General features: G+C 73.0%; 14 protein-coding genes. 3 read left to right on the plus strand and 11 right to left on the minus strand.

Features of this window, described 5'->3' with window-relative positions:
* The first annotated feature begins 121 nt into the window (after positions 1-121).
* A complete protein-coding gene (locus ACIPXC_RS19645) occupies positions 122-1,099 on the plus strand; it encodes a helix-turn-helix domain-containing protein (protein WP_401619578.1) in 978 nt (325 codons plus the stop codon).
* Positions 1,096-1,803 carry a 4'-phosphopantetheinyl transferase family protein gene (locus ACIPXC_RS19650; protein ID WP_401619581.1) on the plus strand — a complete coding sequence of 236 codons (708 nt, stop codon included), beginning with the start codon at positions 1,096-1,098 and terminating at the stop codon, positions 1,801-1,803. Before ACIPXC_RS19645 ends, ACIPXC_RS19650 begins: the two co-directional genes overlap by 4 nt.
* 15 nt (positions 1,804-1,818) lie before the next feature.
* On the opposite strand, the gene ACIPXC_RS19655 is transcribed toward ACIPXC_RS19650, so the two are convergent.
* Both ACIPXC_RS19655 and ACIPXC_RS19660 read right to left on the minus strand, forming a co-directional pair.
* Positions 1,819-2,421 carry a TIGR03086 family metal-binding protein gene (locus ACIPXC_RS19655; RefSeq protein ID WP_401619584.1) on the minus strand — a complete coding sequence of 201 codons (603 nt, stop codon included), beginning with the start codon at positions 2,419-2,421 and terminating at the stop codon, positions 1,819-1,821.
* 86 nt (positions 2,422-2,507) lie between these two features.
* On the minus strand, positions 2,508-3,035 hold the full coding sequence (locus ACIPXC_RS19660; protein ID WP_401619587.1) for a DoxX family protein: 528 nt from the start codon (positions 3,033-3,035) through the stop codon (positions 2,508-2,510).
* 272 nt (positions 3,036-3,307) lie between these two features.
* Here ACIPXC_RS19660 and ACIPXC_RS19665 point away from each other — a divergent pair, with 272 nt between their 5' ends.
* On the plus strand, positions 3,308-3,598 hold the full coding sequence (locus ACIPXC_RS19665; RefSeq protein ID WP_401619590.1) for a hypothetical protein: 291 nt from the start codon (positions 3,308-3,310) through the stop codon (positions 3,596-3,598).
* A 14-nt stretch (positions 3,599-3,612) separates the two neighbouring features.
* Here ACIPXC_RS19665 and ACIPXC_RS19670 read toward each other — a convergent pair whose 3' ends face one another.
* The 9 genes from ACIPXC_RS19670 to ACIPXC_RS19710 all read right to left on the minus strand — a co-directional run bounded on the left by ACIPXC_RS19670 (position 3,613) and on the right by ACIPXC_RS19710 (position 14,276).
* Positions 3,613-3,906 carry a WhiB family transcriptional regulator gene (locus ACIPXC_RS19670; protein ID WP_401619593.1) on the minus strand — a complete coding sequence of 98 codons (294 nt, stop codon included), beginning with the start codon at positions 3,904-3,906 and terminating at the stop codon, positions 3,613-3,615.
* Between the two features lie 151 nt (positions 3,907-4,057).
* Complete coding sequence (locus ACIPXC_RS19675; protein WP_401619596.1) at positions 4,058-4,819, minus strand: class F sortase; 762 nt, start codon at positions 4,817-4,819, stop codon at positions 4,058-4,060.
* Entirely contained in the window at positions 4,816-5,646 is an 831-nt protein-coding gene (locus ACIPXC_RS19680) for a hypothetical protein (protein ID WP_401619598.1), read from the minus strand. The genes ACIPXC_RS19675 and ACIPXC_RS19680 overlap by 4 nt, the downstream gene beginning before the upstream one ends.
* An 83-nt stretch (positions 5,647-5,729) precedes the next feature.
* Entirely contained in the window at positions 5,730-6,371 is a 642-nt protein-coding gene (locus ACIPXC_RS19685) for a ribosome-inactivating family protein (protein WP_401619601.1), read from the minus strand.
* 225 nt (positions 6,372-6,596) lie between these two features.
* Complete coding sequence (locus ACIPXC_RS19690; RefSeq protein ID WP_401619603.1) at positions 6,597-7,568, minus strand: FAD binding domain-containing protein; 972 nt, start codon at positions 7,566-7,568, stop codon at positions 6,597-6,599.
* On the minus strand, positions 7,565-10,279 hold the full coding sequence (locus ACIPXC_RS19695; protein WP_401619606.1) for a molybdopterin cofactor-binding domain-containing protein: 2,715 nt from the start codon (positions 10,277-10,279) through the stop codon (positions 7,565-7,567). Before ACIPXC_RS19695 ends, ACIPXC_RS19690 begins: the two co-directional genes overlap by 4 nt.
* A 472-nt stretch (positions 10,280-10,751) precedes the next feature.
* Positions 10,752-11,996: a M20 family metallopeptidase gene (locus tag ACIPXC_RS19700; RefSeq protein ID WP_401619609.1), complete on the minus strand. Its 1,245-nt coding sequence runs from the start codon at positions 11,994-11,996 to the stop codon at positions 10,752-10,754.
* Positions 11,997-12,474: 478 nt separating this feature from the next.
* A complete protein-coding gene (locus ACIPXC_RS19705; protein ID WP_401619612.1) occupies positions 12,475-13,137 on the minus strand; it encodes a CE1759 family FMN reductase in 663 nt (220 codons plus the stop codon).
* Positions 13,134-14,276 carry an LLM class flavin-dependent oxidoreductase gene (locus tag ACIPXC_RS19710; protein ID WP_401619615.1) on the minus strand — a complete coding sequence of 381 codons (1,143 nt, stop codon included), beginning with the start codon at positions 14,274-14,276 and terminating at the stop codon, positions 13,134-13,136. Before ACIPXC_RS19710 ends, ACIPXC_RS19705 begins: the two co-directional genes overlap by 4 nt.
* Positions 14,277-14,421 lie beyond the last annotated feature (145 nt).

The raw sequence follows: 14,421 nt of genomic DNA on the forward strand, positions 1-14,421 counted from the left end.
CTTTGTCGGGCGGGCACGATCAGGTCGCCCCTACCCTTCGAGGAGGCGCGGCCCCGCGACGGGATGGCAGGGGGCGTTCCCGCGGTGAAGAGGTGAGCACACGAGGGAAGGACGCAGGCGCGTGCTGGAGCGGCTGAATCAGGCGCTGGACCACTTGGAGGACCGCCTCGCCCAGGACCTCGACATGGCCGAGGTGGCCCGGATCGCCGCAGTGCCGGAGTACCACTTCCGGCGGCTGTTCTCCGCCCTGGCCGGAATGCCCCTGCCCACCTACGTACGGCGGCGGCGCATGACGCTCGCCGGGGCCGAAGTGCTCGCCGGGGAGCTGACGCTGCTCGACATCGCGGTGCGCTACGGGTACGGCTCGGGCGAGGCGTTCGCCCGGGCGTTCCGGTCGGTGCACGGCATCGGACCGGGCGAGGCCCGGCGTACGGGAGCGGTCCTCACGGCGCAGCCGCGGATGTCCTTCCGTGTCGTCGTCGAGGGCAGTACGAGCATGCGCTACCGGATCGTGGAGAAGGAACCGTTCCAGGTCATCGGCCGGAGGGCCACGGTCCCTCTCGTGCACGACGGGGTGAACGCGGCCGCGACGGCACATGTGGCGAGTCTGGACGCGCGGACGATCACACGGATGAAGGAACTCCGCGGTGTGCGGGAACCGGAGGGGATCCTCTCGGCGTTCGTGTATCTGACCGGCAGTCGGGAGGAGGGCGCCCGCGCGGACTACTGGGTCGGTGTCGCGACCCCTGCCGAAGCGGCCCCCGACGCACCCGGCGACCCCGGCGCATCCGGCGCGTCCGGCGCGTCCGGCGCGTCCGGCGCGTCCGGCGCGTCCGGCGCGTCCGGCGACCTTGACGTCCTCGACGTCCCCGCCGGGACCTGGGCGGTCTTCGACCATCACGGTCCCTTTCCGGGTGCCGTTCAGGAACTCTGGCGTGACGTGTTCACCTTGTGGTTCCCCTCCAACCCGTACACGAGCCGGCCGGGGCCGGAGCTCCTGCGGACACGGCCGGTGGACGTCGGCTCGGCAACCGACTTCCAGCTGTGGGTCCCGGTCGAACGGACGCTCCACCCGTCTCGACTACCCTCAAACACGTGATCGAGAACCTCCACCAACTCGGCCCCAACCCACCCGTCCCCGGACCCGCACCCACCCCCACCACACCCGTCGTCTGGGCCCTCGACACCACCCTCACCACCATCGGCGGCCACACCGTCACCGACGCCCACCACATCCTCGACGCCGAAGAACGCACCCGCGCCGACCGCTTCCAGCACCCCGGCCACCGACACCGCTACACCACATCCCACCTCGCCCTGCGCAGCCTCCTCGGCACCTACCTCAACCAACCACCCCACGCCATCCGCCTCACCCGCGAGAACTGCCCCTGCTGCGGAGCCCCCCACGGCCGCCCCAACATCCCGGGAAACCCCCTCCACTTCTCCCTCTCCCACAGCGGCGACCACGCCTACATCGCCCTCGCCACCACCCCCGTCGGCGTCGACATCGAGCAACACCCCACCCCCGAGACCGTCACCGACGTCCTCCACACCCTCCACCCCACCGAAACCCACGAACTCACCAACCTCCCCACCACCGGACAACCCACCGCACTCGCCCGCTGCTGGGCCCGCAAAGAAGCCTGCCTCAAAGCCACCGGCACCGGACTCGCCAACGGCCTCACCCACCCCTACGTCGGCACCCACCCCCACCCACCCACCGTCCCCGGCTACCACCTCACCGACCTCCCCGCCCCCACCCACTACCAAGCCGCACTCGCCACCCTCACCACCACCGCCTAAGACCTGCGGGGCACCTCATGGCGCCGTCGGAGGTGCCCAGCCCGGGTCCCGTCCCGACAGCCCCACCGCCCGGTCCAGCAGCGGGGCGTCGTCCGGGACGGGTACCACCGGGCCGAAGATGCCCGCGCCCCGGTCCCCCTCCTGTGCGGCTGCGAGGAGGAAGGCGTGCGAGGCACGCAGCGCGGCCCGGTCCGGCACGTACGCCTGACCCGTGGCCCGGGCCAGATCCCAGCCGTGGATCACCAGCTCGTCCACGGCCACCACACCCGCGACCTGGCCGGGGAGGTCCACGCCGCCCGCCCGGGTCATGCCGGTCCAGGCCTCCGGGTCCTGCCAGGCCCCGGCCAGCTCGCCGAGGACCCGGGGCAGTTCCTCGCGCCAGGCCTCGGGCAGGGAAGCGCCGGCCCGGTCCGGTGCCGTGTCGGTCGTCGGGCCCAGGTCCTTGCGGGCGGCATCACGGAACGCGACGGCAAGGCCCATGAGGTGGCTCACCAGGCCGGCCACCGTGTACTCGGGGCACGGCGTGGGGCCGGCCAGCCTGGTGTCCGGCACCTCCGTCACGAGCCGTGACAGGATCCGGGTCTGCTCCGTGAGATCGACGAACGGCATGGCAGTCATCCTCAATCCTCTGCCCTGCTCCTGCTCCTGCTCCTGCTCCTGCCGGGGCGCCCTCCTCATTCCTCCTCATTCCTCCTCATTCCTCCTCATTCCTCCTCGGCGTCGCCCTCCGGCTGGTTGCGTGCGCGCTTCGTCACCACGGCTGCCGCCGCGAGGGCACTCGTGGCGAAGGCCAGGGCGAGCATCCACCGCTGGTCGAAGGTGTGACCGGTGGCGTGGTCGAGGGAGTAGCGGCCCGCCCCGGCGAGGCCGATGGTGGCGGCGGTGAAGCCGAGGAAGGCCGGGTACTCGAAACCGCCGCCCTGGGCGAAGAAGTCGGCGGGGGCGTGGACCGCCACGGCCCCGGCCATGGCTCCCGCGGCCGCGGCGCCGGCCGCCGGCGTGGCGAGGCCCAGCACGAGGAGTGCCCCGCCACCGGTCTCCCCCAGGCCTGCGGCGAGGGCGCTCTGCCGGCCGGGGGCGTAGCCCATGTGCTCCATCGCGGCGGCCGTCCTGTCGAGGCCGGCGCCGCCGAACCATCCGAAGAGCTTCTGCGTACCGTGGGCCATGAGGACCGCTCCGGTCCCGGCCCGCAGCGCCAGCAGGGCGAGGTCGCGTCGGTTGATGCAGCTCACGGAGGTCTCCCTGGAGGCGGCGGGCCCGGTCGTCGTGTCGGTGACGACATTCGTATCCCGTCGGGGCCGCGACGACCCCGCGCCGCCCCGCAGGTCCGCCGAACGGGCGGCGGCCCGGCCGGGCGGGTGCACCGCCGGTGTGCCGCGCCCGATCCGGTGTCGTGACGGGACGCCGTCGCGTCCACAGGGCGCGGAAGGGCCGAGGCGTTCACACTGGCAGGACGACGAGTGCAGTGCAGGGCAGTGCTAGTGCAGTGCGGCAAGGAGGCCGGATGAGCTGGGCATCTTGGACCACTCGCGGGATCTTCGCCGGCCGGGACGGTGTCATGACCGGCGAAGCGGGACCCGTCCTCACCGGTGAGCTCGACATCCACACCACGTGGACCGAGGTCGAAGGTCTGGCGCACGTCACGGTGCAGTACAGCGGGGCCTCCGACTGGCTTCCCCTTGCGGGAAGCCCCGTCCCGTGCCCCAGTGAGGAGGCGAGCCGCGCCCTGCACGACGCGGTCATCAATGCCGTACGTGCCGGAGCGACCCTTCCCCTGAACACCGGTCTCCCCTGATGGGGTGGCGACCGTCAGGCGGCCGCTCCCACGCTCCGGCGGGCGGCGTACTTCCGGCGTTCCTCCTCGGTGAGCCCGCCCCACACGCCGTACGCCTCGCCGGTGCGCAGCGCGTGCCGCAGGCACGCCTCCCGCACCGGGCACCGGCCGCATATCTCCTTGGCCGCCTGATCGCGGGCCGCGCGGTCCTCACCGCGCTCTCCCGCCGGGTGGAAGAACCGGCGCGATCCCAGGCCCCGGCAGGCCGCTTCCGCCTGCCACGCCCAGTGGTGCTCGGCCGGGCCCGGGAGTCGCGACGCGTCGGACATTGCCGGCTCCTTCCGTGGGATGGTGATGACGATGGCTCGCCTGCTCACGATCCGCCGGATGAAACGTCCGTGGCGACGCGGTCGTCGGCGCGGGCCCGCCGGCCGCGGTGGGGGCTGCGGCCGGCGGACGTCTCTCGACCCTGCCGTGTCGCTACGCGGCGCCCGTCATACGGGCGAACACGACCACGTTGCTGTCGTAGTAGTGCTTCTTGGGATCGAAGTCTCCGCCGCAGGTGACCAGGCGGAGGCCCGCGTGGTCGAGGTTCTTGTACACCTCCAGCGTGGGGAACTCCGCCTTCGGGTACTCGCTGACCTTGTCCACCGTGAACGTGACCGTCTTGCCGTCCTTGCGCGTCACCTTGATGGTGTCACCGCCCTTCATCGTCTTCAGCTTCTCGAACACTGCTGCCGCTCCGTTCCACGTGACGTGCCCTGCGATCACGGCCGGTCCCTCGGATCCGGGCGTCGGTCCCGGCTCGTACCAGCCCGCGAGCGCGGGGTCCTTCGGGGTCTGCATGGTGCCGTCGCCGTTCTGCTTCAGCGTTTCCAGGCTGCTGGTCACGCCCAGCGACGGGATCGTGATCTTCTGCGGCTCCGAGCGGGCGAGGGCGGGCCGGGCCCCGCCGGCACCCGTGCCGCCGCCCGTGGCCGAGCCTGCGCCCGTACCGTTCTTCGGGGCGTCGGCGGGCTTCCCGCCGGGGGCGCCGCCCGGGGCATCGGGTGCCGCGCCCTGCGCGGCCTGCCCGTCCGGGGTCGCGGGCTCGGCCGCGTTCTGTCCCGCGCAGCCCGCGAGGAGCAGCGCGGCGAGTGCGGCGGCGGCCAGGGGGCGTACGGTGCGGTGGCGGCTCCACCCGGTGGCCGTGGCGGTCGTGCCGGGCACAGGAGACGTGCGGGGTTCGGCGGTCGGCTTCACGCGCCGCCCCCGGTGTTCTCCCGGCGGACCGGGACGGGGACCGCGGAGGCCCGCTTGCGCGAGAGGGCCACCGCGCCGGCCGCCGCGGCGAGCACGGTGATCGCCACGCCGTCGCGGACCGTCACCGGCACGGAGGCGCTCTCCGCGGTGCCTCCGCCGGTCTCGATGGCTCCGACGGGGAGGGATCCGACGGCCGCGCCCTTGACCTCGCCGCAGTTGGTCGGGGCCGTGGCCTCCTGGGGCAGCTTCGGGTCGAGCTCGCTCTTGCCGGCTCCCTCGAAGTCGTACTTGCCGTTGTTGTTGCGGTCGATGCCGTGCTGCACGACGTGCAGGTCCTTGATGTGGTCGACGACGTCCTGGCCGACGGTGATGGTCCGCTTGTAGGAGACCTTGCCCTTCTTGTCGGCGACGGGCATGCGGTCCACTGCCAGGCCGCTGGCGGGCCTGGTGTCGCCTGTCGTGGTGAGCGAGATGTTGATGTCGCCGTAGTCGTGCGTGGCCTCGGTGTTGCTGAGGACTCCGTCGCCGTCGGTGTCGTCGGTCGCGTCCGGGCACTTGAAGTCGTGCCCCTTCGTCGAGCCGTGGAGGTGCTGGGCCGACGGCGAACCGGGCACCATGCCCTCGGACTCGATCTGCACGGTCAGCTGATTTCCCTTGAGACTGAGCAGGACCGTGCCGCGGGAGCCCGAATCGTTCAGCTGCGCCAGGTCGATCTGGTACGCCTTTCCGCCCTCCGCGAGTGCTGGCCCGGAAAGACCGAGGGTCAGGAACACGGCGGCGGGTACGGCGGCGAGAACCACGTGGCGACCGGCGCGCTTGACTATCACATTCGCTCCTGTTCCGTGGATCCCCTGGACGGGAATCGCAGATCGTGCTGGGTTGGAAACGAGCCCCGGAAAGGGTCTCTTTCCTACTTCGGCGCCCCAACGCCTGTGGATGGGTTCCTCTTTGAAGATTTTTCGGCGCCCACTGCGTCCGGCAGCCTTCCCCCGGTCATCCAGATGCGTGACATCGCATCGGCCAGGGCGGGGAATCGGGCTGCGTCGCAGAGCATCACCGAGAGCACGAGCATTCCGTGCGCGGTGGATTTCGGATCGCGGTTGCGGTGCAGCCGCATGATCGCGTCGCCCAGGGGGCGGCGCCCCAGGAGGAGCCCCGGGAGCCGCACGCCCGCGGCCACCTCCAGGTCCCTGCGGCGGCCGCCGAACGGCAGTGCCTGCGTACGGCTGATGCCGGGCGGCGCGGGCGAGTCCCGCACGTGGCGGACGTACGCCTCCGGCGGGGCCTGTCCGTTCTCGAAGGTGTTGCGGAAACCGATGATCCGAGGGCCTGCGCCGTGCAGGCGGAGCTCGACGTAGAGCTCGATGAACAAACCACTGAGTTGAATACGGAGCGGGAGATGGGATTCATCCCGACCCCCCGGGCCGGCCATGCTGAACATACCGTGAGCATCTGCCGCTCTCGACCTGATGGTCGACATCAGGAGCCGATACTCGTCCACCGATGCGTACGCCGAGGAAAACGACACGGGTTTCAGCATGGCCGCCTGCATCAGGTGGAGGAGCCGGGAGCCGGACTCCTCGTCAGTAATCTGAACGGATTCGGTTCGACCTTGCTGTACTCACGCACGCGCATCCACCGCCTTATACATCGTTCCGGTCACCTGCGGGAGGGGTGGCCCCCTTCCCCGGTTCCGGATTCGGTTTCGGTTCGGTCTCGACCTTTGTAGTCCTCCTGACGGCGGCCGGGCGAATAGTTGGCCTGTGATGCCAAAAATTCAGCGCGCCGCCCCGCCCAGTGCCCGTTCCAGTGCCTCCAGGACGGTGTCGCGGAACAGCGTGGCCTTGTAGCCGGTCTGCGGCAGGGGCCGACAGCGGGTCAGTACCGTCGCGGCCGCCGCGGCGAGGGTCCCGGGGGTGGCCTCGCGGCCGATCAGCACGGTTTCCACCTCGGGCAGTCGCAGCGGGACGCGGGCCACCCCGCCGGCCGCGACGGCGGCGTGTGTGACGGTGCCGTCGTCGAGCGCGAGCCGGGCGGTGGCCTCGACCAGGGGCCACTCGGCGTGGGCCCGGCTGGTGGCGCGGTGGTAGGCGGCGCGTTCGCCGGGCAGCGGGGCGGGCAGCCGTACCGCGGTGAGGACGCGGTGCGGCGGCAGCAGGTGGTCGGCGTGATGGAGGAGGTCGCCGTCGCCGTACAAGTCGGCGATGCTGCGCGGCGCTTCGTCGTGGATCTCGGCCTCGGCGTCGTAGGTGAGCAGGGCCGTCGCCAGGGTGGACGGATGCGGGGTGATGCAGGGACCGCCTCCGCTGACCACGCCGAAATGGTGGTCGCCCTCGCGCGCGGGGCAGCCCGCGCCGCCCTTCTGGAGGCAGCTGACGTGCGGGTTGCGGTAGTACCAACAGCGGTTGCGCTGCAGCAGGTTGCCGCCCAGGGTCCCGGCGGCGCGGATCTGCGGGGTGGCCGCGGTCCCGGCCGACAGGGCGAGGGCCGGCCAGCCTGCGCGTACCCGGGGATCGGCGGCGAGCTCGGCGAGGGTGGTCAGGGCTCCGATGCGCAGCCCTCCGTCGGGCAGCGGCTCGGTGCCGCGCAGGTCCGCCATGCCGTCGAGGTCGGTGAACGGCCCGGTGGAGACGCCGCTGCGCTGCCGGGCGCCGGTGTCGGTGCCGCCCGCGCGCAGTTCCCCGCCGCGGGCCCGTACGGCGGCCGAGAGGCCGGTGAGGTCGGTGAGGTCGGGCTGATCGGTGCTCACGTACCCAGTCCTTCCAGGAGCCGGTCGGGGCGGATGGGCATGTCGTACGGGCGCCAGCCGGTCGCGTCGTGGACCGCGTTGGCCAGGCACGCCGCGGTGGGCAGGGTGGCGATCTCGCCGAGGCCGACGCCGCCGCCGGGGACGTGGCCGAAGCCCTCCTGGTGGAAGTGGACGGTGATCTCGGGGGTGTCGCCGATCCCGGGGATGCGGTAGTCCTCCAGGTTGTCGGTCAGCACCCGGCCGGTGACCGGGTCGGTGCGCCGCTCCTCGTACAGGGCGTAGCCGATGCCCTGGACGACGGCGCCCTCGCACTGGCTGCGGGCGAGCCGGTCCTCGTGGATGCGGCCCGCGGCGATGCCGCTCCAGACGCGCAGCGGGCGGATCCGGCCGAGCCGCGTGTCCACCTCGACCTCGGCGACCTGCACCGAGCCGGTGAAGCCGCGGCCGATCGCCACGCCGCCCATGGTGAAGGGGAGGACGAAGCCCCGGTGGTCGCGGGGGCGTCGCCCGGTCACCCGTACGCCGTGTGCGGCGTCGAGCCGGGCGGCGACGTCGGATCCGCCGAGTGCTTCGCGCAGCCGGGCGGCGGCGTCCGCGGCGGCGGGTACGAGGGAAGGGGTGGTGCGGCTGCCGCCGGAGGTGGGGCCGTGGACGGTGTCGCTGTGGCCGATCTCGGCGCGCACCCGCGCCTCGTGCAGGCCGAGTGCGCCGGCCACGGCGCGGCGCAGCACGGTCCGTGAGCCGGTGCCCATGTCCTGTACGGCGCAGCGGGCGACCACGATCCCGTCCTCGACGGCGAGTTCGACCTCGGTGACGGGGTCGAGGAAGTAGAGCCAGTTGGCCGCCGCGACGCCGACGCCGCGGCGGAAGCGTCCGGTGCCGCCGCGGCGGCCCGACCAGAGCGGCAGTGCGGCGGCCCGGTCGTAGAGGGCGTGCCGCTTGGGGTTGCCGTCCCAGCGGCGGCGCAGGGCGATCGGGTCCTGGCCGAGCCGGTGGGCCATCTCGTCGACGGCCTGTTCCAGGGCCCAGCACATGGTGGGGCCGCCGGGGCCGCGGAAGGGGGCGCCCGGGGGGCGGTGGGTGACCGTGTCGAAGTCGCGGAGCCGGCGGGGGGCCTTGCCGTACATGAACCGGGCGAGGGCCGCCACGGTGCCGCCCACCGAGACCCCGCCGTCGCTGTCCGCGTCCATGGCCAGCGCGCTCAGGTCGCCGGCCGCGTCGACGGCCATCGCGAGCCGGATCCGGCTGCCGGGCCGGTATCCGCCGTCGGTGAGTTCCTCGTCCCGGTCGAGCACGACCCGGACCGGGGCGCCGTGCAGCCGGGCCAGCTCCGCCGCCGCGACGACGTCGGTGGTCAGTCCCATCTTGCAGCCGAAGCCGCCGCCCACGTGGACGGCCCGTGCCACCACCTGTTCGGGGGGCAGGCCGAAGCGTTCGGCGGCGAGTTCGGCGACGTGTCTCACGGACTGCGTGGACACCTGGAGGTGGAGGGTGCCGTCGGCCCAATGGGCGAGGCAGGCGTGCGGTTCGAGCGGGGTGTGGGTCTGCGCGGCGGTGGTGAACACCCCTTCGACGACCCTTTCGGGGTACTGGGTACGGGCCTCCTGAATGCGTCGTACGGCCAGGGCGGGGCGTTTGCTCATGGCGGACGGGCCCCGTAGGTTGCCGCGCCATCGGGCGGGGACCAGCTGGGGGGTCTCGCCGGATCCGGGGGCCCGCTTACGGGACGCCTTGTCCTCGTAGACCGGCGGGCCTTCGCCGGTGCGGGCCAGGCGTGCGTCCAGGGCCGCGGGCAGCACCTCGTAGTCCACGGTGACGCGCGCTGCGGCCGCCCGTGCGGCGGCCCGGTCCGTCCCGGCGACGGCGGCGACGGGCTGCCCGACGTAGCGGACCACGCCGTCGGGCGGCAGGAGGGGCACCAGCGGCAGGTCGCCGGCCTCCAGGGAGCGTACGTGGGCGTGCGCGTGCGGCGAGCGGATGATCACGCCCTCCAGCAGCCCCTCGGGGTGCAGGTCCGTGGTGTAGCGGGCGGATCCGTCGGTCTTCTCCGGTGCTTCGACGCGCGGTACCGCCGCTTCCCTCGACCGGGTCGGCGCCGTGCCGGACGCCACTGTGCCGGGTGGTGCCGTGCCGGTCGGTGCTGTGTCGGGTGGTGCCGTGCCGGGTGGTGCCGTGCCGGTCGGTGCTGTGCCGGGTGGTGCCGTGCCGGGTGGTGCCGTGCCGGTCGGTGCCGTGCCGGTCGGTGCCGTGTCGTGGTCGCCTGCGCAGGCGGCGGCCACCGCCCGGAAGATCCCCTCGTAGGCGCCGCAGCGGCACAGGTGACCGGCCAGGGCCTCCGCGATCTGCTCGCGCTCCGGCCGGGCGGTACCGTGCAGGGCGCGCCAGCGCTCGACGAAGGCGGCCGCCTCGACCACGAATCCCGGGGTGCAGTAGCCGCACTGGAGGGCGTCCTCGGCGGCGAAGGCCCGTGCCACGGGATGGCCGGACAGGCCCTCCACCGTCGTCACCCGCCGCCCGGCCAGCCGGGCCGCCGGGGTCAGACAGGAGACCCGGGGTTCTCCGTCGACCTGGATGGTGCAGGCCCCGCACACGCCGCCGGCGCAGACCAGCTTCGTGCCGGTCAGGCCCAGCCGGTCGCGGACCACGTCCACGGCAGCGGGGTCGCCGTCCACGTCGACCGTCCGCCGGGCGCCATTGACCTCGAACTCCACGAGACGTACTCCTCCGCCGTGGGGTGGTGGCCGCCTGGGCCACGCTCGCCGTCACGCTCCTTGATATCCCGGCGCCGGGGCCTGCGCAGTGCGGCCGCAGGCCGATCGGGCACCGGCCCGATGCCCCGGGACGGGTCCACGGGGCCCGGATCCGCGGAGCGGTCCCGGCCGGACGTTGCTCCGTTCTTGGTACGTCACCCGTGGAGTCGCCGGTCGTGACCCGCTCGCGGGCAGGTGGTGGACGGGTGACGGGCACGGCGTACGCACGGCGGGCGCGGGGCCGAAATCCCCTTCGGCGCCCGCCCGCCAGGGTGCGCAGTCGCATCCCGGGATGCCGAACATTCCATCCGGCCGTCGTACCGCAGCAGCGGCCGGACTGACCCGCGCCAGGCCCTGCCGCGGCCCGGCACGGTGGGCCGGTGGGCCGGTGGGGCGGTGGGGCGGTCAGGTGGTCGGGCGGTCGGGCGGTCGGTCAGCTGCGTGGGCCCGCGCCCGGTCCGGCGTCGGGGAGGAGCCCGGCCCGCAGGGCGGCGGCCGCGTGGACGGCGGCGCCGACAGCCATGGCGTCCTCCTCGAAGACCACGCGGTTGGAGTGACAGTCGGGGGCCTGCGCCGGGGGGACGCCTGGCGGACACGCCCCGAGGAACGCCATCGCGCCCGGCACCCGCTGCAGGACGTACGAGAAGTCCTCGGCGCCCATGAACGGCTCGGCCAGGTGGTGGACCCGGCCGGGGCCGAGGAGCGCGGCGGCCGCGTCGTGGAGGGCCGCCGTACGGGCGGGGTCGTTGACGACGGGTGGGTAGCCCTCGGTGAGGGTGACCTCGGCCCGCGCCCCGTGGGCGGCGGCGACGTGCTGGGCGACGCGGGTGATGCCGTCGCGCACCAGATGCCGGGTGGCGGGGGTGAGGGTGCGGAAGGTGCCGCGGATCTCGGCGGTCTCGGGGATGACGTTGCTCGTCGTGCCCGCGTGGATCGAGGCCACGGTGACCACGGCCGGATCGAACACGTCGACGTTTCGCGTGACCATGGACTGCAGGGCCTGGACGATCTCGCAGGCGACGGGGACGGGGTCGAGGGCCCGGTGCGGTGTCGAGGCGTGTCCGCCGCGGCCGCGTACGGTCACGAGCAGCCCGTCGGATGCGGCGAAGGTGGGACCGGGCCGCAGATGGAGGGTGCCGCTCTCGAACCGGGTGGTGACGTGCAGGGCGAAGGCCGCCGCGACGCCGCCGTCGGCGGTCTCCAGCACTCCCTCGTCGATCATGCGGCGGGCGCCGCCGCCGGATTCCTCCGCGGGCTGGAACATGAAGACGACGCGGCCCGCCAGCAGGGCGCGGCGGGCCGTGAGCAGCCGGGCCGCTCCGACGAGCATGGCGGTGTGGGTGTCGTGTCCGCAGGCGTGCATGGCACCCGGCACCGTGGAGGCGAAGTCGAGACCGCTCTCCTCGTCCATCGGCAGGGCGTCCATGTCGGCGCGCAGCAGGACCGTCGGGCCGGGCCGGGCTCCTTCGAGTCGTGCGGTGACGGAACTCTGGTTCGATCCGGTGGCCGGATCCAGCCCGAGCCCGTCCAGTGCCTCCAGGACGGCCTGCTGGGTACGGGGCAGGTGCGTGCCGGTCTCGGGGAGGCGGTGGATGCTGCGGCGCAGGGCCACGAGGCCGGGCAGGGCGGCGTGCGCTTCGGCGAGCAGCCCTGTGAAGGCTTCCGGTGGGACGTGCACGGCGCCTCCTCCGCGGGAGCGGACAACGGACGTAGCGGATGTATGGGATGCGCGGGATACGCGGGATGCACAAGAGGTACGGGGTGTACGGGATGTATCGGTTGCGCGGGACGTCTGCCATGGTGCCGCGCCGTCCGCCCGCCACGCCGGCGCACCGCGTCCGGCGCGCCGGGGCGTACGCCCGCTGCGCGGGCCCCCGGCGCGCCGGGCGGCGTGCGGCAGGGGTGCGAGGGCGGCGAGCAGTTCGTCTGCGGTCGAGATCATCGCTGGGCATTGTGTCTGACGGGGCGGCCTCGGCCCCACCGGATTTCGCGGCGCCTGCCGCCTCTGCCGGTTCTGCCGCACCTGCCGCGTCTTCCCGGTCTGCCCCGTCTGCCGCGTCTGCCTCGCGCCGCTCCACGCCGCCCGCCACCCGCCACCCGCCACCCGGTTCGGCGGGCGGCGGCAGGTGGGCGGTCGGCGTGACGAGCTGCGGCGGTCAGGGGACCCGCAGCGCGGCCAGCCGCTGTTCGAACGGCACGGTCACAAAGCCGTGCGCCGGATCCACCGACGTGATCGCCCCGGTCGGCGAACGCGGCGCGATCGCGGCGGCGGTGTCGACGTCGGGGGCGCTGCCCGCGCCGGGGACTGCGGCGGGGGCGGTGAACCGTGCCAGCTCGGCGCCCGCACGCGCGATTCGCTGCGCCAGCCCCTCCTCGCCCCAGTCCTCCGAGGCCGCGTACACGGCGGTCGGCAGGACGAGCGCGCGCAGGTACGCGAAGAGCGGGCGCAGGGCGTGTTCGGTGACCAGGGAGTGCCGGGCCGTGCCGCCGGTCGCGCCGAGGAGCACCGGTTTGCCGGTGAGGGCGTCCTTGTCGATGAGATCGAAGAAGGACTTGAACAGACCGCTGTAGGAGGCCGCGAACACCGGTGTCACGGCGATCAGGCCGTCCGCGGCGGCCACCGCGTCGAGCGCGGCGGCGAGCCTGGCGGGCGGGAAGCCGGTGACGAAGTGCTGGGCGATCTCCGTCGCCAGCTCCCGCAGTTCGATCACTTCGGTCTCCGCGTCCGCGTGCTGCAGGGTCGCGGCCGCGAGCCGGTCGGCGAGCAGTCGGGTGGAGGAGGGTGAGCTCAGCCCGGCCGATACGACGACGATGTTCATGCCTGCGTCTCCTCCCTCGTGTTCACGCCCTTCGCCTCCTGCGCGTCCTTCGCGTCCTCGGAGCCCCGGGCGGCGGCCGCGACCCGGGCGGAGTGCGTCGGGGCGTCGGGCACGCCGGCCCGGCGCATGTTCGCGAACTCCTTGCGCAACACCGGCACGACTTCCTCGCCCAGCAGGTCGAGCTGCTCCAGGACGGTCTTCAGGGGCAGGCCCGCGTGGTCCATCAGGAACAGCTGGCGCTGGTAGTCGCCGACGTAGTCCCGGAAGGAGAGGGTCCGCTCGATGACCTCCTGCGGGGAGCCGACGGTCAGCGGTGTCTGGGAGGTGAACTCCTCCAGGGACGGGCCGTGGCCGTACACCGGCGCGTTGTCGAAGTACGGACGGAACTCGCGCACCGCGTCCTGCGAGTTCTTGCGCATGAACACCTGGCCGCCGAGGCCGACGATGGCCTGCTCGGGGGTCCCGTGTCCGTAGTGGGCGTAGCGCTGCCGGTAGAGGTTCACCATCTGCTCGGTGTGGGAGGCAGGCCAGAAGATGTTGTTGTGGAAGAAGCCGTCGCCGTAGTACGCCGCCTGTTCGGCGATCTCGGGCGAGCGGATCGAGCCGTGCCACACGAAGGGCGCCACGCCGTCGAGGGGGCGGGGGGTGGAGGTGAAGGACTGCAGCGGTGTGCGGAACTTGCCCTTCCAGGTGACGACGTCCTCGTCCCAGAGGCGGCGCAGCAGCGCGTAGTTCTCGATGGCGAGGTCGATGCCGTCGCGGATGTCCTTGCCGAACCAGGGGTAGACCGGTCCGGTGTTGCCGCGGCCCATCATCAGGTCGACGCGGCCGTCCGCGACGTGCTGGAGCATCGCGAAGTCCTCGGCGATCTTCACCGGGTCGTTCGTGGTGATCAGCGTCGTCGACGTGGACAGGATCAGGTTCTCGGTGCGTGCGGCGACGTAGCCGAGCATCGTGGTCGGCGAGGAGGGGACGAACGGCGGGTTGTGGTGCTCACCGGTGGCGAAGACGTCGAGGCCGACCTCCTCGGCCTTCTGCGCGATGGCAAGCATCGCCTTGATGCGTTCGTGCTCGCCGGGCACGCGTCCGGTCGTCGGATCGGCCGTGACGTCACCGACCGTGAAGATCCCGAACTGCATGGCTCCCCTTCCCAAGGTTGTTTACGATTCAACTATACCCGGGAACGGGAGGTGCGGCCGAGGTATTCCCGATGCCCGTATCCCGATGCCCGTGCAAACGAGAAGCCGCCCGGCAGGACGGCCCGGGCGGCTGGTGACGACCGCG

This window comes from Streptomyces sp. NPDC090021 (assembly GCF_044748225.1).
In the GTDB taxonomy this organism is placed as follows: domain Bacteria; phylum Actinomycetota; class Actinomycetes; order Streptomycetales; family Streptomycetaceae; genus Streptomyces.

What these genes read in the sequence shown, in the direction of transcription:
- ACIPXC_RS19670 (WP_401619593.1), bottom strand. Translation starts at nt 3,906, where the DNA reads ATGTCCGACGCGTCGCGACTCCCGGGCCCGGCCGAGCACCACTGGGCG.
- ACIPXC_RS19705 (WP_401619612.1), bottom strand. Translation starts at nt 13,137, where the DNA reads ATGAACATCGTCGTCGTATCGGCCGGGCTGAGCTCACCCTCCTCCACC.
- ACIPXC_RS19665 (WP_401619590.1), top strand. Translation starts at nt 3,308, where the DNA reads ATGAGCTGGGCATCTTGGACCACTCGCGGGATCTTCGCCGGCCGGGAC.
- ACIPXC_RS19685 (WP_401619601.1), bottom strand. Translation starts at nt 6,371, where the DNA reads ATGCAGGCGGCCATGCTGAAACCCGTGTCGTTTTCCTCGGCGTACGCA.
- ACIPXC_RS19710 (WP_401619615.1), bottom strand. Translation starts at nt 14,276, where the DNA reads ATGCAGTTCGGGATCTTCACGGTCGGTGACGTCACGGCCGATCCGACG.
- ACIPXC_RS19655 (WP_401619584.1), bottom strand. Translation starts at nt 2,421, where the DNA reads ATGACTGCCATGCCGTTCGTCGATCTCACGGAGCAGACCCGGATCCTG.